This is a genomic window from Rhodospirillaceae bacterium (genome assembly GCA_040219235.1).
Lineage (GTDB): Bacteria > Pseudomonadota > Alphaproteobacteria > Rhodospirillales > Rhodospirillaceae > WLXB01.
In genome coordinates, this window is sequence record JAVJSV010000016.1 from 21,205 (window position 1) to 39,007 (window position 17,803).

Here is a 17,803-nt window from a genome sequence, read left to right on the forward strand (position 1 = left end):
CTATTCCGCGAGATTTAGCCGCTGCACGACACCACCGGCCATGAAATCGCGCCTGAAATACTGATCCCAAATGTTCGCATGCATCATGTTGACCTGCTTGTCGTGGGTGTCGATCAGTATGGCATTGCGAATGACCAGGCTTTCAAAGTTTTGGGGGAGGGTGACGTGTTGGCGGACAAATAGAGTGCCTGCGTTTAACTCCATTCCTTGCCAGTGTGTGTTGAGGGTCTCGCCCGCTGGAGTGCTTAAACTAAACCGCGCGTCGATATAGCTTTGAATCAACACTTCATTTGAGGGCGCGCCCTCGATCACCACAGCGTGCCCTTCAAGTTCGCTGAGGGCGATCTCGACATCCGCTTGATACAGCCGGTGTACAATTTCAAGAACACCGTTCGCGCGGTTATGCTCAAGCGTAAAAAAGGCAACCTCAAACCCGTCTGCAAGAACCGAAGGGATTTGACAGAAAAGAGCAATCGCAAAAACGCCTAGAAAACGCTTCCACGAACTCACATCTCTCATTTTGCGGGGAGGTACCAAATGGGTGATGTCCAGGCTAATTCCTGAGTTGTCTTTGGCGCATCATTTTGACACTCCTGCGGGCGTTCGCTTTCTGGCAACGCAACGCATTGTGCCCAACTCCAGCGGAGCGTCGGCACTTCAACGGCTCTGAGATAGTAGTAAGATGGCTCACTGGGGTTGAACGTTTCATCTTCAAAAACAGTGCAGAGAGAGGGCGAACCGGTACCGCTCCATTCGCCTGTTTGTAAATCAATGTCACCGGTCTCGTTCTCTGCACCTGCCACATCAAAAACTTTATAATGTGACTGTCCCTGACCATCGACCCAGCCTTTGATCACCTGCAGTTTCTGAAGGTGTGCCGACTCTGGGTCGCCCTCGGCACTGACCATAAAGGTGGGTTTGGCGTTGCCTGGGCGTTGCTCAAGGTCGCCGCCCATTGGCGTCCCGTTCGCATAGCCGTGTGCGGCTGGGTTGTCTTGGCTGCATGAGTCTGCAGAGAACGTCCAACCGCCAAATAATCTCGGTTTAATGCGGGTGCCGGTGGTCCCGAACACTTCGCGCCGTTGCAAGGATTCGAAAATAGCATCGCGACCGTTTTCAACAGCCCAAACCCCTGCTAACCCACCAGGATTCGCAGTCAGGCTGCGTGGCGAAGTATGAAAATTCATCAAGCGCTTTTGTAACTCTGTCTCCTCAACCAGGTGTCCAATCCAGGTCTGTTCGTCGGTATAGCCTGCTAATCCGATATGGGTGTCCGTCGAGGCGATCACACCAAATTTATAGGAATTCAAACCAATCACGGCTTCGTCTTGAAGGCCGGTGAGCAGAACACTGCGATAAAACTCATTTTTTGAAACACACCCCAGGCTGATAAAGCCTCTTTGTCCCACTTCTCCCTCTTCGCAAAACTCAACAACTTTAACATCACCTCGAGGGTCAAGGCGTTCCCCGACCGATCGCGCTTGTTCGATGTTACAGAGCTCATCGGGTTCTCCTAAAATATCGGGTAACCCGTTAAAGCACTCAGAACTGCCTTTGTGCTGGAACACTTCCATAACCGGTTCCATGATATTGCGAAGTTGTGCCCTGGCGCGTGCGTCTGCTTGTGACTCAAAAGCCCCAGCATAAGACGGAAACATCTCGCCAGAGCTTATGTTGGAGTTATGAGGAATGGCCAGAACCTCACAGCCTGCAATGCCGTCTACGCATTGTGCGTTCAACTCAGCCCAAAGTTCATGATCTTTCGGTGTTTCAATGTAAGAAATCGCCCGCTCCGGCACCTGCTCATTGCGAAAGATAACATTGCGGTGGTAGTTGTTTGAATTCGGGGTGCCCGTGTGTTCATAGGCCACAAAGCTTGTAAATTCACAGGCTGATGACCGGTCATAGGCGGCTTCTGCCATGTCTTGCGTAGCTTGCCAGAGCGAGATTGAAGCCTCGTCACAAGCGGTGCCGCCGGGACCGCAAATTTCCTCTAACCGTTCTGGTTTTTGCGATATGACCATAGGAAAGAACGGAACCAATCCTCGCCCTTCTCCTTGCCGGAGCAACCAGCACGTTCTGGTGTCGTATACGTCACTGGTCGGGTCAGAGCATAGGGCGAGTTCCCCAAAGAATTCTGAATGATCTGTAACGGCGGCAAAATCCAAGGGCCGTTTTAGTGTAAGCACACCTGTCGGCTTACCATCCTCGTTGTAAGGTGGCGTAGCTATGGGCCCCCCTTTTGCAAAGCGATACGCATCAGCGGGCGTTATCTCAGTGCCAAAGGGACGGGCATCGTAGGAGAAGCCTGTGTGGATATGGAGGTCGCCAAAGTAAGCATTTCGATTGGCGTTACGGTCTTCGCATACCTGTCTCTGCTCGGTGTACCTTACTAAAGGTTCACTACCGGACTTAACCTCAGACACATCGTTGTGCGTCGCGCACCCAGAAACCATGAAAAGTAGAGCCAACGAGATTGCGCGTTTGAGAGGCATAAGCTTTCTCCCCGATATAACGTAAAATTAGACGGACCGCTTGGCAGAGGACTGGATCAGCGTGGCATTAAATAAAACTCGAAACGCGTACGACCTTGATACCCTTGCGCGACATAAAGGTGCCCCATGGCTTCGATCGATCTGGCATGGCTTAAGGGGCCAAGATCCAGTGGTTCCAAGCCCATCGCTTCCACCAACGCGGCCACTTTTGCTTTCGCGGTTTCATTGTCACCGGCCAGAGGAATTGTGATTGGGCCGTCAGCGGCAGAGGGGTCCACCATGAACGCCCGTGTAAGGGTGTTAAACGCCTTCACCACATGCGCGTTTGGAGCCCAGGACTGAATCAATTCTGCCGCCGAGGGGTCTGCTGCGACCGACACGGATTTCTCAGCGCCAAAAGCCAGCGCATTGATTGGGTCAATAATAATTTTGCCGTCCAAGGAACCAAGATCGGCCACCACGTCTTTGGCTGGGGCCCAGGGAATAGCCAACACCACGATATCCGCACCTTTAACGGCCTCAGCTTGTGTGGTGGCTGTGGCCCCGTTCCCTGTTGCACCAACAACCAACAGCACATCGGCGTCATTGGGGGTGCGAGAGCCGTACACAACCGTATGACCGGCGTCGGCAAATTGTGGTCCCAGGGCACTCCCGACGCCGCCGGTGCCAATAATAGCAATGGTATCCGCCACCGCGGGTGTGGCCATAAGTGTTGCGGCAATAAGGCCGAGGGTCAGTTTTTTCATCATCTGTCCTAATCTCATATCTGTCCGAGTTGCATAGAGGAACTAATTGGCTGTGCGCACGCCGTCGCTGCGTTTGGGCGCTGTTCCTTTACGGAAGTAAAATTCAAAGGCTTCGTCCATGCGTCCCTGCACATAAGGCACAATGTAAATCATCGACATCATTTCGAGCGCGCGTGCATGCCGCAGCGGTCCGACGTCGATGGTTTCAAAACCCATCGCCTGCACGATTTCGGTCACCCGCTGTTTGGCATCGGCGTGATCACTGACCAACGGCACGGTCACCGGGCCACCGGCAGCACTCGGGTCGGCGATGATATGAAATCCCACGGTGTTAAAGGCTTTCACCACTTTGGCTCCCGGCAACCACTCTTGAATTTTTTCACTGGCTGAACTGTCAGTGGCGGGTTCAAGCAAACCGCCTTCACCGGGCAATAAGGCGTTAGTGACGTCGATCACGATCTTGCCGTCGAGCGTGCCGAGGTTGGTAATGACAGCTTCAGCGGGGGTCCAGGGAATGGCAATCAGCACAATGTCTGCTGCGGCTGCGGCATCAGCTTGGGTCATGGCTATGGCACCGTTGCCGGTTCTTTCAATCAGGGCCAGATTATCTTCTGCGGCGGGTGAGCGAGAGCCATAGATCACGGTATGGCCGATGCTTGCCAGCCGTGGGCCGATGGCCCCGCCCATGCGGCCCGTTCCAATAATCGCGATTGTCTCTTTATCTATGGTTTTTTCTGGGGACATGCTTTGTGCCTCCGCCTGCTGTGGAAGAAGACCACCAAAGGTCGTCAAGGTAGCTACCGCACTAAGACCGATAAGGCGGATGAACCAGCGCCGTAGAGTGTTTTTGTGACCCATGATGTGCTCCCGAGGTGTATCGAACCTGCATCATATCGGTTGCTGCTGGTTCGTCTATCTCTTCCGGGCAGGCCCTGAAGCTCCGCCCTTAAACCGGGCAGGTATTAAAGCGGGCAGATCAGCCGAATAGCCGTCGCCGTATGGCCGGGCAGGGGTTCCGGGCGGCGGCTTTCCTCAATCCACCCTTGCGCCACATAAAACGCCTGTGCCCCGTCATTGCCGTCTATGAGGTCGAGATAAAGGTGCGGAAGCTCTTTTTCTTTAAAGTAGAGCTTTACGCGATCCAGCAGCGCTGCGCCGATTCCCTGGCGTTGGTGCTGTGGATGGACGTAGCACGCCCAGATATAGCCGGTGGCATCAATCCCGAGAACGGCGGCAACCATAGCATTACATTCCGCCAACCAGAGTTCCTGGCTACGGCTGGCCACTAAGCCAGCGATGGAATGATCGGCTGAGAGGGCGGCCATGGTTTCAGTCGGCAGATATTCTGCGTTGGTTGAGGTCCATGCCTCAGCCACCAAGGCTGCCGCCGCAGTTAAGTCTTCAGGCCCGGCGCGGCGAATGGTCAGTTGTGAAGGGGGGGCTGCGGACACGTTGTGCGTCTCAATGATGAACACTGTGGAAAACAGAGTTTATCTGCTGTTGTCATAAAAAGACAAACGGGCAATGTGATTGCCCCAACACAAACAGGCAATGTGATTGCCCCAACACAAACGGCGCAGCTTATATAAGCCGCGCCGGGTCATTTCATGTATCGAAAGCAATGCGTCGCGAACGCACTGGAACTTGAAAGAGCTAGAAGCCTTCGCGTTCGATGCGCTTACGCTCAAGCTTGCGGGCCCGGCGAACAGCTTCGGATTTCTCGCGAGCACGCTTTTCGGAAGGCTTTTCATAAGACTTACGAAGCTTCATTTCGCGAAATACACCTTCACGTTGCATCTTCTTTTTCAGGGCTTTTAGCGCCTGATCGACATTATTATCGCGTACGACGACCTGAACCAGGGTCCGTCTCCTTCATAAAAAAATGTTTGCTAGGGCTGGTCTAAATCGTGACCTCACCCAAGAAGGCGCGGTGTATATCATAGGGTTTGGGGCTTGTGAAGGGCTGTTTAGCAGGTAAATTGCCATTTGCCCCCGCCGTATGGGTCCCTATATTACGCTTAACCTACGCCAAGATATTCTTTCTATCATAATAACTGAAGATAATTGCAGATATGGCCATTTTAGATGTAGCGCTCATGGGGCACCCCATCCTCAAAGGACGGTCGCAGGAAGTCGATAAATTTGATGATCCTGAACTCCTTCATTTTATTGAGGATATGAAGGAAACCATGGTCCATGAGGGCGGGGTTGGGCTGGCGGCCCCCCAAGTATACGTGCCCTTGCGGATTGTCGTATTTTTTGTGCCTGAAGAGCGCAACAACGGCACGGCGGTGCCGCTGACCGTGATGATCAATCCGGTGATAAAGCCGATGTCCGAAAACATGGAAGAGGGCTGGGAAGGCTGTTTGTCTGTGCCGACGCTCACGGGTGTGGTGCCGCGCTGGACCAGCATCAAATATTCCTATCAGGACCTTGATGGCTCGCTCCGGGAAAGAACCGCCGAGGGGTTTCATGCCCGTGTGGTTCAGCATGAATGTGATCATCTCGATGGTGTGCTGTATCCCATGCGGATGATTGATATGGCGACGTTGTCCTTTGTCCATGCTGAGAATGATGACGTTGAAGGGGAAGACGACGACGATGCAGATGAAGACGCTCTCAATGAAACGGGTGTAGCGGCAGAGGGCCATGATCAACCTGTCTCCGAGCCGGCGCTCTGATGGCGCAGCAACAGAAGAATAAGAGCGTACTGGATAAGCAAGCCAAACAGGATGCGCTGATCCTGGCCGCCCTGACCCACGTTCCGTTTGATGGTTGGAGCCAAAACGCCTTGCTCCGGGGGGCCGAAGACGCTGGCTTATCGGCTGCGGATGTCGATGTGCTTTTTCCCGATGGTCTCAGGCAGGCGCTGCGGCATTGGTTGGCGCTGGCGGATCGCATGATGCTGGAAGATATTGCAGACGCGGATCTTCAAAATATGCGCATCCGTGACCGCATTGCATTTATCGTCAGAACCCGGTTGGAACGCTGGACACCGCATCGCGAGGCGGTGCGCCGGGCCATGGGATTGTCTGTGAAGCCGGGCTATGCCGAAGACAGTCTGCGCAGCGGCTATGCCACCGTTGATGCCATGTGGCGCGCGGCGGGCGACACCGCAACAGACTATAACTTCTATACCAAGCGCGGCTTGTTGGCCGCCGTCTATTCGTCGACGCTGTTGGTCTGGTTGGACGATAGATCAGAAGACAACGCCGAGACCTGGGCCTTTCTCGACCGGCGCATTGAAAACGTTATGCAGGTGCCAAAAATTCAGGGCCGGGTCAAAGAGGTTGTCTCTAAATTACCCAATCCGTTGTCGCTGTTAAAACGCGCGAGACGGACCGCCTGAGTCCCTCAAACTTCTGTTAGGCTTAATCACTTAGCGGCTTCTGAAACTTCAGCACGAACCTGTGCGTATCGCCGCGCAGGTCTGGTTGAAACACAATCACGTCCAGCGGGTCGTCCAGGTTTTCCAGCAGGTCCGTTTCCCCGATCAGTTCAAACCCGGCGGCTGTGATTTCATCCACCACCACATGACGCTCAATGCGGTGATTGCCGCGCACATCGGTAATGCCCATACCCATGGCGGCGTGGTGATCAATAATGCCGTAAATGCCACCCGGCTTAAGCGCATCGTAGATGGCTTTATTCATCGCCGGACGGTCTGTGCCGAGCCAAAAGGTGTCGTGATAAAACAGGATCATATAGGCTTGGTCGAGCGTGCCGGGCGGGATCTGCGGGTCTTCCAGTTCTGACATTAACTCAACAACGTTGGTCAGACCCGAAGCTGCTATGCGCGGGCCCAGCGGTGTGCCCTCCGTAATCCGGCCCGTCACAAAACTGTTGTTGTGGCCGTACACTGTGCCGGTTGGCCCCACCATCTCAGACAGCACTCCCACATAGTAGCCTCGTGAGGCCATCAGTTCGGCAACCGTGTCGCCTTGCTTTAGTCCGAAAAACGCCATCACCTTGTCCGGATGACGCTTTGCATCGCGGTCTTTGTCTTCGGAGGGCCGGCTGTTGGCCTTCAGCGCGTCTGTCATAAAGGTCGGAACGTCAATGTCCGCACCTGGCGTGATCGGGGGTACAATGTCTTCAGCTTGAGCAACACTAAGAGACAGCGAGGCAGAGAAGAGCGCAGATGCGAGAAAATGAAGGTGCATGACTACCCCCCAATATTCAGTTTAAGCGTGCCGCTATCATGCCAACACAAGGCGCTCTTGTCCCGTCAAATCCGTCCCCTAGAATACGGCGTGAGAGTCAGCCTAATGCCGTCATCCGTGGGGGAATGAAATGAAATTTGAAGCTCAAAAAGCGGCGCTTTTGCTCATTGATCTGCAAGTCGGGTTCTGTTCCCCGGACGGCCACACGGGCCAACGGATCGACGTGTCCGGGTTTAACCCTGTTCTAAAATCGGCGAAGTGTCTTGCTGACGCGGCCCGCCAGGCGGGGATGCCGGTGATTTTCACCACCATGGCCTTTGCCCCAGATTATGCGAATGGCGGGCTGACCACGTCAGAGTTGCGTCCGAATTTAGCTGAAGAAAATGCGTTACGCGCGGATAAGCCTGACCGTGACATTATGCCCGAACTGAATATGCAGCCCGGCGATATCGTGATCGAGAAGCAGCGTTATTCGGCCATGATCAAATCACCGTTGCCTGCGCTGCTGGAAGAGAAGGGCATTACAGGTCTCGTCGTCGGCGGCGTCACCACATCCATGTGTGTGGAAAGCACGGTGCGCGATTTGGCCATGATGGATTATCGCACCTTCATCGTGCCGGAAGCCTGCGGTGATCTCCGGCCTGAGTTTCATGACCGCGCAATGCAGTTGTTCGCCTTAGCGTTCGGGCGTGTGGTGCCCGAGAAAGCCATGCTGGCCGCCATAAAAGACGGCGCAGCAGACTTTCCTCATCAGGCCCGATAAGGCACCGATTCGTTTTAAGCTGGCTTGCGGAACTTCAACACAAAGCGGTGCGTGTTGCCGCGCAGGTTGGGGGCAAACACGCTGGTGTTTAAAGGATCATCCAGGTTTTCCAGAACGTCGGTCTCTGCGGCAAACTCGAACCCGGCTTTCATGATCTCTTCAATCACCAGGTGCCGTTCGACACGGTGGTTTTTGGTCAGGTCAAGGGCGCCCATGCCCGGTGCCGCATGGTGATCAATAATACCGTAGACACCACCCGGCTTAAGGGCGTCATACACCGCCTTATTCATGGCGGCGGTGTCCGTTCCAAATCCACCCATGGCATCGTGATAAATCAAAACGATAAACACGGAATCCATTTCGCCTTTTGGCAGGCCCGGATTTTCCAGCTCGCTGACCAAGTCTACAATGTTGGCGCCGCCATGCTCGGCAATCCGTTTTTCAATCGGGGACTTGCCATCTTCCTGGCGTTTCATAACCCAATCGTTGTTATGGCCATAGACGACGCCGGTTTCGCCCACGGCCTCGGACAACACCCCAGCGTAGTAACCGCCGAAGGTTAATAGCTCGGCGGTCTTATCGCCGGGTTTGACGCCGAAGAAGGTCATGATTTTGCCGGGCTTGCGATTGGCGTCACGGGCTTTTTCTTCAGCAGGCCGGCGGTCCGACATCAGCGCATTGGAGAGTGTGGCAGGCACCACAATGTCTTTGCCGTGGACAACGGTCTCGGCCAATTGTGCGCTGGCGGCGTAGGTCGAAAGTGCAAGCGCTAACGCGGGCAAGCTGCAAAGTAATTTTTTCATGGTCCGTCCCCAAAATGAGTCTTCGGTGAATGTAAGTAAGCTCTGGACTGATAGTAGAGCAGTTGAGGGGCAGAGAGAAGGGGCCGATGTTTATCGCGTTGTTTATCGCGTTCGTCCCTTAATCTGCGATCTTGGTCGCCCCGCTGGCAATCATGGCATCTATGGCGGCCTGATCAAGCCCGGCTTCCGTCAGAATTTCCTGGGTGTGTTCTCCCAGTCTTGGCTGATGCCGGCGAATATCTGCGGGGGAATCCGAGAAGGTGATGGGGAAAGCCGGCGTGCGCAGCGTGCCTTCGGTTGGGTGCTCAATGGTTTTCCAGAAGCCCGTCGCTTTTAAATGCTCGTCTTCAATCAAATCTTCCAGGCTGTTCACCACAATGGTCGGCACGCTGGTTTCGCCGAAAATATCCATCCACTCTTTTGTGGTTTTGCTCAGCATGGTTTTGCCAGTTTCCTGGTAGGTCTGATCAATATTGCCGACCCGGTCCGCCAGCGTTTTAAAGCGTGGATCGTCCAGTAACTCTTCGCGCCCCGCCAGTTTGCAGAAGGTGTCCCAATGCGCATCCAGATAGGGTAAAATCGCGATGTAGCCGTCTTTGGTGGGATAGGGTTTACGTTCTTCACTCATCAGGCGCACGTAACCGGGCGGTCCCATGGGGGGCTCAAAGCATGTGCCCCACAAATGTTCGGCCATGACGTAAGACACCATGGTTTCAAACATCGGCACTTCAATGGCTTGCCCCCGGCCTGTGCGCTCGCGATGAAACAAGGCCGCCAGCACCGCTTGCACCACCGCCATGGCCGTTGTTTTGTCACACACAATCGTTGGCAGATAACGCGGCTCGCCCAAAACCATTTTGTTCAGCATGGCGATGCCTGATGCTGCCTGAATGGAATCATCCAACGCGCCTTTCGATCCATAAGGACCGTCTTTGGCGTAGCCATAGGAGCCGCAATAAATCAGCTTCGGATTGATGTCTTTCAGGGTGTCGTAGTCCAGCTTCAGTTTGTCCATCACCTGCGGGCGATTGTTGTGCACCAGCACGTCGGCTGTTTTCACCAACGCGAGCAGCGCCTCGCGGGCTTCAGGTTTTTTCAGATCCAGCACCAGGCTGCGCTTGTTGCGGTTGACGGTCAGGTACAGCGCGGCCATGCCCTTGGTTGTGCGCACCGCGCCCAAGCTTCTGTTGCTGTCGCCATAGGGGGCTTCAATTTTGATCACGTCGGCGCCCATGTCGCCCAGCATCTGGCACGCCCAAGGGCCTAAGACCACGGCCGTGAGTTCAAGAACCTTAATGCCGTCTAGGGGACCGGGCATGACACAACTCCTCAGCAGTGGACCTCAAAACCAAGCTCTCGGTGGTACCAGGAGACAGCAGGCGGGGCAAGCATCCGGCGCAGGCTTGCGGGCCGCTCAGGCCGCTTAGAGGCGCTGCAGACTTTCTTTTAGTGCTGCGCTCAGGCGCGCCGCCGCCGCATCCGAGAACATGTCTGCGTTGGTGCCGACAATGCAACTCAATGACGGTCCGCGCTCAAACAGAAACACCGCAATGTCGGCCACGGCAAACAGCGGCGGATGCTCAAAGGGAAAATCCTCGACGGTCAGATCCGTCATCTCGGGCAGAGCCGGGCGCGGCACCGAGTCCACAAAAATACGCGGTAGGGTATCGACAATACCGTCGTCCATCAGCGCCCCGATCGGCACGCCCACATGGGGGTCAACCGTGCGGGTTGCCGCTTGAACCTGTTTGATCAGTTCAGCGAGGGAGGGACTTTCACCAGCCAGTGCAAACCGCAACAGCACGAGTGTGGAAAAAAACCCAATCAGGTTTTGCGTCCCCGCAGCCGCGCGATTGGCATGCATAATGCCGACCGGAAGATCATCCACGTCGCTGAGTTTTTTCAGGGCCGAGAGGACAACCGCCAGAAACACCGAGTGCACGGATGTCTGATGAGTCTTTGCCACGGATTTGAGCGCCTGTTGTATGTCAGCCGGAATCTCAACCACCGTCCGCCGGACCGGGAAATTAAAAACGCTTTGTCGCGGCTGATCCGCGGGCAGCGGAATGTCGAGCGCGGGCGGTAGCCCCTTGAGATAATCGCGCCAAAACACTTTGGAGGCTAGGCCGGCATCAGACTCCAGCCAGGCCCGGTGCCACGCCGCATAGTCGGCAAACTGGTAGGCCAACTCTGGCAAGGGGGGCGTTTCTCCAGCAACCAAAGCGTTATAGGTGGCGGCCAGTTCGTTGACCAGCAACCCCATCGACCAGCCGTCGCTGATGATATGATGCGTGGACACCGCCAGCACATGCTCGTTGTCATCAATCTTAATCAGCGCACAGCGCATGGGCGGGGGGTGGCTCAAGTCAAAGACTTGGGACGTAATCTCTGACGTCAGTTGGGCGGCCTGCGCGCGACGTTCGTCCAACGTCGCCCCGGCCGCTGCTCTGTGTTCAAGCGTTATGTTTGCTGTCGGATGGATGTCAACAAACACAGAGCCGTTTTCTTCCAGAAAAGACGTACGTAAAACTTCATGGCGCTGGGCCAATGCACTCAGACTGTGTTCAAGGACCTCAATGTCAAGCAGACCACACAACCGCGCCGCGCCTTCGCCGCGCAATTGAAAGCGTTTGGGATCTGGGTTGCGCTCGTAGGGCCACAGCCGTTCTTGCAACAGTGAGGCGCGCAAGCGTGTTGGGCCAGTAGACTTACGGGGCTGCAGCGTGATGGTGCGGGCGTCTCCCGCGGAAGGAGTCGCGCCCCCGCTTTGAATAAACGCAACCAGCGCGGCAATCGAGGGATGATCAAACACGGCTGTTGACGGAATTGTGTGTCCGCGTTCTTCCAGGCTGGTGGCGACAATAGTGGCCATTATGGAATCCCCGCCCAGCTCGAAAAAATTGGCATGGGCGTCGATTCCGTTGAGGTCTAGCACCTGCTCAAAAACCTCGCGCACAGCGTCAGGGGCTGGTTGTGATTTGGCGTTGCGGCGAAAGAATTTAAACATCAGGACGCCGTGTTGCTTTGAGGGAAAAACGTTTTTTGCACCGCGCGTCTGTTGATTTTGAGGTTACGCGTCAGCAGGCCGTTGTCGGTTGTAAAATCTTCCGCAGTGTGTGCGAAGACGAGATGGTTTTTGAACGAAGCCGCGCCGGCTTCAACAATGCCCTTTGCCGTTTGTTCTAAGCGTTGGCGGTCCTGGTCTTGCAGCATCTTGGGCGATTGCAGCACCACACCCAGCGTGCGACCGCCCTCTAATCCGACCAGCACGGCCGTTGTAATCAGACTGTGTTCTTCCAGCGTTTTTTCAAGGGGTTCCGGCTGCACTTTGACGCCGGTATGCCCGACAATGGTTGATTTCTTGCGGCCCACCAACGTGAGTGTGCCATCGCTGGCCAGTTGGCCGAGGTCGCCCGTGTAAACCCCGCCATCCTCGTAGCGCGTGTCTTCCGTCGTCACTTCAAAATGGAAGAAGCGGCTGGTTTGTGGCGCAGGCTTGCGGACAAAAATCTCACCGTCTTCAGCAATAGAAACCGTGTTGCCCGGCAAGGGTTTGCCCACGGTGCCAACGGTGTTGTCGCCGGGCCGGTTGACACAGACCACACCACATTCCGTCAGGCCGTACACTTGCAACACAGGCAAACCAAGCGACTGATAAAAGCGCAAGGTCGAGGTGCCGATTTTTGCCATGCCGGTGACCAGCACGCGCATCTGTCCGCCAAACACATTATGCGCGGCACCGTAGTGGCGTTTCAAAATGGCGTTTGAAAGCGTTCCTCCCGCGATGGGGCGCAACGCCTGTGCCGTGTGGGTCAGCGCCGACAAAACAGCGCGGACAAAACCCGATTGCGCCTTTATCCCCGCGCGGATGCTTTTTTCAACGGCTTCATAAAAAATCGGCGGGGCGACCAAAAACGTCGGCTGGAATTTCTTGAGTCCGTCCATCAATTGTGTCGCGGGCACGACAGCAACTTCGACGTCATAGGCCAACGCCCCGTAATACAGCGACCGGTTCTGGTAAGAGGAAAACGGCATAAACAATAACAGGTGATCCGAGGCGGAGACTGCCATGGCCTCGCAGAAGGTTTTGAGTTGGTCCTGCACGCCCAATTTGGAAATCACCATGCCTTTGAAGGCCCCGCTGGTGCCCGATGAAAACACAAAGGAATGGTCGTCGTCTGTGACGGGGTAAGGATCATTTTCAACAGTGCGCGCTTTATGCTGGCCCGGCGTTAGGTGTCCCAGCACGCTAGCGTCATTCCGCCCTGACACCTGTTGCGTCAAAGCCTCTGGTCCGGCGTCAGACGCCACGTAAAAAACCAGGCCATAGTCTTTGATCAGGTCATCAATTTTGCGATCGTTAAACTCGGGCGGGAACACCACAGAGACGGCGTCCAACTCGGCCAGGGCCAGGTCCGTCACCATCCACAGATACGAGTTATCACCCTGCAGTCCGACCTTGGTGCGCGCGGTTACGCCAATCTCTGCCAGCAGCGTTTTTTGGGTTTCAACATCAGCGGCAAGATCTTGCCCTGTCACCTCAGTCACCGTGGCACCGCTGAGCCATCGGACACTTACATCCGTTCGGTCAGCCAGGTCAGGAGGAATGAGTTGCACGCGGTCAGTCCATCTTCAACCAGAGGTGAATGCAGCTTGCGGCGGCGGCACTCTAAAATACAGCGTCCTGTTCATCGAGATAGAAATAACAATCATAGGTAGAATTAATCAGCAATTCCATTGACGTACTATTTTAAAGAGTGTTTTAACTGCACTTCAAGATCGCGTCAAAACGATATTGAGAACTCTGGGCAATAGACGCCATTGGTTCTGAATGATTAAACAATGGATACCGGGGGTTACGTGCCGCGACGCATCATGACAGAGCATACCTACGATGTTGGGGCGGACACACTTTGGGCGTGCTGCATTTCCTATAAATGCTTGGCCGAAACCATGGCCAGCCTGATGTCTTATGACGGGTTTCCCGAGGGCAACCTCGAAACCGGTCAATCCATCGAGGTCCAGGTCACGCACTTTGGCTTCATGCCGCCCATGCCGTGGTGGATTGAGGTGCTGGAACGGGATGACCAGCGGCACGTGCTGAAAACCTCAGAGCGTGGTGGGGCGATGAAAAGCTACCTCCACACCATGACCATTCAAGAACTCGCACCCGACCGGTCGCTGTTGATCGACGAGGTTGAGTTTGATGCGGGCTGGTTGTCCTGGCCGATGCAGGCTTGGATCCGGCACATCTACAAAACCCGCGATAAACCCCGGCGGCGTTTGCTGGGGCTCACTGAACAGACCGAACCATAACAAAATGAATTTTAATTGTTATTTGCAAGATAAAACTAGGGTCCCAAGCCGAGATTCTGGTGCATGGGCTCGTTCCTCGGGGGCGGTCCGAGGGGAGTCCATGGGCTCGTTCCCGCAATCATACGTCCATGGGCTCGTTTGACCGGAACCAGTCGTGCATGGGCTCGAACCAAGGGGGAGAGCCCCAACAAGAAAATCTCGAACCAAGGGGGAGAGCCCCAACAAGAAAATCTCGAACCAGGGGGGAGAGCCCCAACAAGAAAATCTCGAACCAAGGGGGAGAGCCCACCAACAAAAAATCTCCAACCGGAATCACTCTCGCATTTCCCTCTCATTCAGTGATGATTTTATCGGAGTCGCTCTTGTGTTGAGCCGGACAGCAGTGAAGGATGCTTCATCACCACAGAAAGGGGAGTTCACTCCATGATGCGTTTTTGTTTCACCGTTCTTGCCACCGTCTTTGCGGCGTTTGCCGCAATAGCTCCAGCTCAGGCCCAGGTGCAGATTTACTGCGACGGCCAAACTGAAAATCTCAACACCTATCTCAAGATCCATAAAGTGCTGTTCATGGATCGCGATACCTCGCGTGTCAGCGAGTTCTATGCCGACCAGATTATCTCCCACAACAACGATGCCGGCGGGCCAGGATCTTTAGTGCCATCTTCAAGCATGGCGAAGATGTGGGAAGCCTCAAAGAAGAACAATCCAGAGCGTGTCCTGGAAGATGAATTGATCTTGTGCTCGGGTGACTTCGTCACCGTGCGGACAGTCGTCAAGAGCAGCTTTACGACGCCCATAGAAGGAATCGAGCCAACCGGTAAGCCCTATGAAATCACAGCCATTGATATCTATCGTTTTGAAAACGGTAAGGTCGTTGAGCGCTGGGGCAATGCCGATGTCGCGTTCATTTACAAACAGCTCGGCTTCGAGTTGGTCGCGGGCGATAAGTAAAACCGCGACAACTTTTTAAGCGACAACTGTTTAAACGACGACTGCTTAAACGACGACTGTTTAAACAGCCTTCTTTTTGCTGAGGCGCGTGACATGGCCCATCTTGCGGCCGGGGCGCGCCTCAGTTTTTCCATACACATAAACCTGATACGCCGGGTCAGCGTAATACTTATCCAGGTCCAGAACCTCATCGCCTAGCAGGTTCGTCATCACCGCGTTTGAGTGGCGTTCGGTGTCGCCCAAAGGCAGGCCGCAAATCGCGCGAATGAGCTGGCTAAATTGATCTGTGGGGCAGGCATCCAAGGTCCAGTGGCCCGAGTTGTGTGGTCGCGGGGCCATCTCATTGATCAGCACGCCGCCGTAAGATGTGACGAACATCTCAACTGCCACAATGCCGACGAGATCCAGCGCTTCCGCTGCCCGCCCGGCGATGCTCAGGGCGGTCTTGACTGTCGCTGAGGACAACTGTGCGGGTGCCGTTGTGCTGTGCAGCACGTGGTTTTTATGCACGTTCTCAACCGGCTCAAAGCACTCAATGGTGCCATCTAATCCACGCGCTGCGATGACCGAGATTTCTTTGGTGAACTTCACAAAGCCTTCCAGGATGGCAAACGGCTCGGGACCGCGCACACCGGTTTGATTTGCGGTTAAGGTCGCCCAAGCGGCTTCCGCTTCGCTTTTGCCGTTGATCCGCACCTGGCCTTTGCCGTCATAGCCCAGGCGGGTGGTTTTCAAAATCGCCGGTGTATCGATGATCTTGAGTGCGGCTTGCAGGTCCGTCAGGCTGTGGATCGGCTTCCAGGGGGCCGTAGCGGCGCCGATATCGGTGAAGAAGGTTTTTTCCCTGGCCCGGTCTTGCGCGATCTCCAGGGCCTTCCATGAGGGCCGCACGACACCTTTATCGGCCAGGCGCAAAGCGGTTTCTGCCGGGACATTCTCAAACTCAAACGTTGCCACGTCTACCTGGTCCGCGAAGGCATCCAGAGCGGCAGTGTCGTCATAAGCCGCGCAGGTGTGATGGCGGGCCACAAATGAGGCCGGGCACTGCGGCTCAGGACAATAAATGTGAGCGTGATAGCCCATGCGCCCAGCAGCCAGGGCCAGCAGTCGCCCGAGCTGACCGCCGCCAAGAATCCCTATCGTGCCGCCGGGGTATACGCGATTAGCCATGGTGAACGTAACCGGGGGTTAGGCTTTAGAAGAGGGGGCGTCAGCCACCGCATCTGTTTGGGCCGTCCGCCAGGCATCCAAGCGTTCCGCAATACTGTCATCAGCGAGCGCCAGAATAGCGGCTGAAAGCAGCGCCGCGTTCTTTGCCCCGGGCACGCCAATCGCCAGAGTGCCAACGGGAACGCCACCTGGCATTTGGGCAATCGACAGAAGGCTGTCCATGCCGCTGAGGGCCTTGCTTTCAACGGGCACACCCAGCACGGGCAGGGGGGTCATGGCCGCGGTCATGCCGGGCAGATGAGCCGCGCCACCAGCGCCGGCAATGATAACCTTCAAACCACGATCCCGGGCCGTTTTTGCATATTCGGTCAGGCGATCCGGCGTGCGGTGCGCCGAAACGATGCGTTTCTCATAGGGAATGTCGAGTTTATCCAGGATATCTGCGGCATGGCTCATGGTCGACCAGTCAGACTGGCTTCCCATTATAATCCCGACAACAGCAGTACTCATCTCGCACAGGCTCCTGGCCCGAAAAAGGGGCGCACTGTACCCATGGGGCCTGCGGTTCGCAAGCTGAAGTGCTATAGTGTCGAAACCGCGTCGGTTTCAGCTTGAGGTTGGTCTAGGTTCAGATATGTCAGAAATTACAAAACCCGCAAATGTGACGCAGGTTCAATGGCAGGAAGAAAAGCCCCGTGATGAGCAGCATCGTGGCGAACACGCACCGAATAAGGTGGCGGAGACCTACGAAGAATCCGCCTATGCGTTTAATGATAAAATTACCATTCTCGGCATCCCCATCGATTTGATGACCACCCAAGTCCAGGCCACGATTGGTGGCCTTGTCGCGGAGGTCGATCACCTCAAAACCAAGGTCAAACGCTATGAGGGCGGGCAAGGGGGCAAGGCTGCCGCGCCGACCTCTGCGCTCTTAACCGGAGAGCAATATATCGCCGCCCTGGACCAGGCTTTGAGCGAACCGCCACCGCACGGCATGCACCGTCAACTGGCGCTGATCGTCGTCAATACGTATGAGGATATCCGCAAGAGTTCAGGCGTTCTGGCTGCCAATTCGGCTTTGGCAGATGTGGTTATGGAAATCACTAATGCCGGATTGTCAGTGACGCCTGTTGGAATTGTTGGCGGCCCAACGATAGGCGCGTTGCTGACCGAGCCAGATGTGATGGAGCCTAAAAATCCGAAGCCGTCTAAGCCGGAAGATCCGCCGCCACTCACAACGGCAGATAAAGTACGGGCGGCTGTAGATCAGAAAACCTACACGGTCTCTGGCATCGACATGCATCTCAGTTTTACCGTTGCAGCGGTGAGGGTTGTGACCGGGCAAAGTGCTTTGCAGGCCATTGGTCAGGTGGATCACGTACTGCGCAGTTAGCTC

General features: G+C 55.3%; 19 protein-coding genes. 6 read left to right on the plus strand and 13 right to left on the minus strand.

The window, feature by feature from the left end; genetic code table 11:
* The 6 genes from RIC29_14625 to rpsU form a co-directional block, all read right to left on the minus strand.
* Window positions 1-519 (minus strand): hypothetical protein, encoded by a 519-nt coding sequence (locus RIC29_14625; protein ID MEQ8736158.1) that lies wholly within the window; start codon window positions 517-519, stop codon window positions 1-3.
* Window positions 516-2,495, minus strand: coding sequence for a DUF3604 domain-containing protein (locus tag RIC29_14630; protein MEQ8736159.1), 1,980 nt, complete (start codon window positions 2,493-2,495; stop codon window positions 516-518). Before RIC29_14630 ends, RIC29_14625 begins: the two co-directional genes overlap by 4 nt.
* A gap of 56 nt (window positions 2,496-2,551) precedes the next feature.
* The gene (locus RIC29_14635; GenBank protein ID MEQ8736160.1) at window positions 2,552-3,241 is read right to left on the minus strand and encodes an NADPH-dependent F420 reductase; all 690 of its coding nucleotides are present in this window, start codon (window positions 3,239-3,241) and stop codon (window positions 2,552-2,554) included.
* Window positions 3,242-3,283: 42 nt separating this feature from the next.
* Window positions 3,284-4,099 (minus strand): NADPH-dependent F420 reductase, encoded by an 816-nt coding sequence (locus tag RIC29_14640; GenBank protein ID MEQ8736161.1) that lies wholly within the window; start codon window positions 4,097-4,099, stop codon window positions 3,284-3,286.
* A 104-nt stretch (window positions 4,100-4,203) separates the two neighbouring features.
* Entirely contained in the window at window positions 4,204-4,692 is a 489-nt protein-coding gene (locus RIC29_14645; GenBank protein MEQ8736162.1) for a GNAT family N-acetyltransferase, read from the minus strand.
* Between the two features lie 202 nt (window positions 4,693-4,894).
* A complete protein-coding gene (gene rpsU / locus RIC29_14650; GenBank protein ID MEQ8736163.1) occupies window positions 4,895-5,101 on the minus strand; it encodes a 30S ribosomal protein S21 in 207 nt (68 codons plus the stop codon).
* 212 nt (window positions 5,102-5,313) lie between these two features.
* Here rpsU and def point away from each other — a divergent pair, with 212 nt between their 5' ends.
* Complete coding sequence (def, locus tag RIC29_14655; protein MEQ8736164.1) at window positions 5,314-5,922, plus strand: peptide deformylase; 609 nt, start codon at window positions 5,314-5,316, stop codon at window positions 5,920-5,922.
* Window positions 5,922-6,590, plus strand: coding sequence for a COQ9 family protein (locus RIC29_14660; GenBank protein MEQ8736165.1), 669 nt, complete (start codon window positions 5,922-5,924; stop codon window positions 6,588-6,590). The genes def and RIC29_14660 overlap by 1 nt, the downstream gene beginning before the upstream one ends.
* 22 nt (window positions 6,591-6,612) lie before the next feature.
* Here RIC29_14660 and RIC29_14665 read toward each other — a convergent pair whose 3' ends face one another.
* Complete coding sequence (locus RIC29_14665) at window positions 6,613-7,404, minus strand: hypothetical protein (protein ID MEQ8736166.1); 792 nt, start codon at window positions 7,402-7,404, stop codon at window positions 6,613-6,615.
* 130 nt (window positions 7,405-7,534) lie between these two features.
* Here RIC29_14665 and RIC29_14670 point away from each other — a divergent pair, with 130 nt between their 5' ends.
* A complete protein-coding gene (locus RIC29_14670; protein MEQ8736167.1) occupies window positions 7,535-8,167 on the plus strand; it encodes a cysteine hydrolase in 633 nt (210 codons plus the stop codon).
* A 14-nt stretch (window positions 8,168-8,181) separates the two neighbouring features.
* On the opposite strand, the gene RIC29_14675 is transcribed toward RIC29_14670, so the two are convergent.
* The 4 genes from RIC29_14675 to RIC29_14690 form a co-directional block, all read right to left on the minus strand.
* Window positions 8,182-8,970, minus strand: coding sequence for a hypothetical protein (locus RIC29_14675; GenBank protein ID MEQ8736168.1), 789 nt, complete (start codon window positions 8,968-8,970; stop codon window positions 8,182-8,184).
* Between the two features lie 118 nt (window positions 8,971-9,088).
* Complete coding sequence (locus RIC29_14680) at window positions 9,089-10,288, minus strand: CoA transferase (GenBank protein ID MEQ8736169.1); 1,200 nt, start codon at window positions 10,286-10,288, stop codon at window positions 9,089-9,091.
* 105 nt (window positions 10,289-10,393) lie between these two features.
* Window positions 10,394-11,977, minus strand: a complete 1,584-nt coding sequence (locus tag RIC29_14685) for a condensation domain-containing protein (protein ID MEQ8736170.1) — start codon at window positions 11,975-11,977, stop codon at window positions 10,394-10,396.
* Window positions 11,977-13,587: an AMP-binding protein gene (locus RIC29_14690; protein ID MEQ8736171.1), complete on the minus strand. Its 1,611-nt coding sequence runs from the start codon at window positions 13,585-13,587 to the stop codon at window positions 11,977-11,979. The genes RIC29_14685 and RIC29_14690 overlap by 1 nt, the downstream gene beginning before the upstream one ends.
* A 225-nt stretch (window positions 13,588-13,812) precedes the next feature.
* On the opposite strand from RIC29_14690, the gene RIC29_14695 reads away from it, so the two are divergent.
* Both RIC29_14695 and RIC29_14700 read left to right on the plus strand, forming a co-directional pair.
* A complete protein-coding gene (locus RIC29_14695; GenBank protein ID MEQ8736172.1) occupies window positions 13,813-14,286 on the plus strand; it encodes a hypothetical protein in 474 nt (157 codons plus the stop codon).
* Between the two features lie 423 nt (window positions 14,287-14,709).
* Window positions 14,710-15,237 (plus strand): ester cyclase, encoded by a 528-nt coding sequence (locus tag RIC29_14700; GenBank protein ID MEQ8736173.1) that lies wholly within the window; start codon window positions 14,710-14,712, stop codon window positions 15,235-15,237.
* Between the two features lie 60 nt (window positions 15,238-15,297).
* Here RIC29_14700 and RIC29_14705 read toward each other — a convergent pair whose 3' ends face one another.
* Complete coding sequence (locus RIC29_14705) at window positions 15,298-16,407, minus strand: 5-(carboxyamino)imidazole ribonucleotide synthase (GenBank protein MEQ8736174.1); 1,110 nt, start codon at window positions 16,405-16,407, stop codon at window positions 15,298-15,300.
* Between the two features lie 18 nt (window positions 16,408-16,425).
* Complete coding sequence (purE, locus tag RIC29_14710; GenBank protein MEQ8736175.1) at window positions 16,426-16,917, minus strand: 5-(carboxyamino)imidazole ribonucleotide mutase; 492 nt, start codon at window positions 16,915-16,917, stop codon at window positions 16,426-16,428.
* 124 nt (window positions 16,918-17,041) lie between these two features.
* On the opposite strand from purE, the gene RIC29_14715 reads away from it, so the two are divergent.
* The gene (locus RIC29_14715; GenBank protein MEQ8736176.1) at window positions 17,042-17,800 is read left to right on the plus strand and encodes a hypothetical protein; all 759 of its coding nucleotides are present in this window, start codon (window positions 17,042-17,044) and stop codon (window positions 17,798-17,800) included.
* The last annotated feature ends 3 nt before the right edge of the window (window positions 17,801-17,803 follow it).

What these genes read in the sequence shown, in the direction of transcription:
- RIC29_14625 (MEQ8736158.1), bottom strand. Translation starts at nt 519, where the DNA reads ATGAGAGATGTGAGTTCGTGGAAGCGTTTTCTAGGCGTTTTTGCGATT.
- RIC29_14630 (MEQ8736159.1), bottom strand. Translation starts at nt 2,495, where the DNA reads ATGCCTCTCAAACGCGCAATCTCGTTGGCTCTACTTTTCATGGTTTCT.
- RIC29_14635 (MEQ8736160.1), bottom strand. Translation starts at nt 3,241, where the DNA reads ATGAAAAAACTGACCCTCGGCCTTATTGCCGCAACACTTATGGCCACA.
- RIC29_14640 (MEQ8736161.1), bottom strand. Translation starts at nt 4,099, where the DNA reads ATGGGTCACAAAAACACTCTACGGCGCTGGTTCATCCGCCTTATCGGT.
- def (MEQ8736164.1), top strand. Translation starts at nt 5,314, where the DNA reads ATGGCCATTTTAGATGTAGCGCTCATGGGGCACCCCATCCTCAAAGGA.
- RIC29_14660 (MEQ8736165.1), top strand. Translation starts at nt 5,922, where the DNA reads ATGGCGCAGCAACAGAAGAATAAGAGCGTACTGGATAAGCAAGCCAAA.
- RIC29_14665 (MEQ8736166.1), bottom strand. Translation starts at nt 7,404, where the DNA reads ATGCACCTTCATTTTCTCGCATCTGCGCTCTTCTCTGCCTCGCTGTCT.
- RIC29_14670 (MEQ8736167.1), top strand. Translation starts at nt 7,535, where the DNA reads ATGAAATTTGAAGCTCAAAAAGCGGCGCTTTTGCTCATTGATCTGCAA.
- RIC29_14675 (MEQ8736168.1), bottom strand. Translation starts at nt 8,970, where the DNA reads ATGAAAAAATTACTTTGCAGCTTGCCCGCGTTAGCGCTTGCACTTTCG.
- RIC29_14680 (MEQ8736169.1), bottom strand. Translation starts at nt 10,288, where the DNA reads ATGCCCGGTCCCCTAGACGGCATTAAGGTTCTTGAACTCACGGCCGTG.
- RIC29_14685 (MEQ8736170.1), bottom strand. Translation starts at nt 11,977, where the DNA reads ATGTTTAAATTCTTTCGCCGCAACGCCAAATCACAACCAGCCCCTGAC.
- RIC29_14695 (MEQ8736172.1), top strand. Translation starts at nt 13,813, where the DNA reads ATGGATACCGGGGGTTACGTGCCGCGACGCATCATGACAGAGCATACC.
- RIC29_14700 (MEQ8736173.1), top strand. Translation starts at nt 14,710, where the DNA reads ATGATGCGTTTTTGTTTCACCGTTCTTGCCACCGTCTTTGCGGCGTTT.
- RIC29_14705 (MEQ8736174.1), bottom strand. Translation starts at nt 16,407, where the DNA reads ATGGCTAATCGCGTATACCCCGGCGGCACGATAGGGATTCTTGGCGGC.
- purE (MEQ8736175.1), bottom strand. Translation starts at nt 16,917, where the DNA reads ATGAGTACTGCTGTTGTCGGGATTATAATGGGAAGCCAGTCTGACTGG.
- RIC29_14715 (MEQ8736176.1), top strand. Translation starts at nt 17,042, where the DNA reads ATGTCAGAAATTACAAAACCCGCAAATGTGACGCAGGTTCAATGGCAG.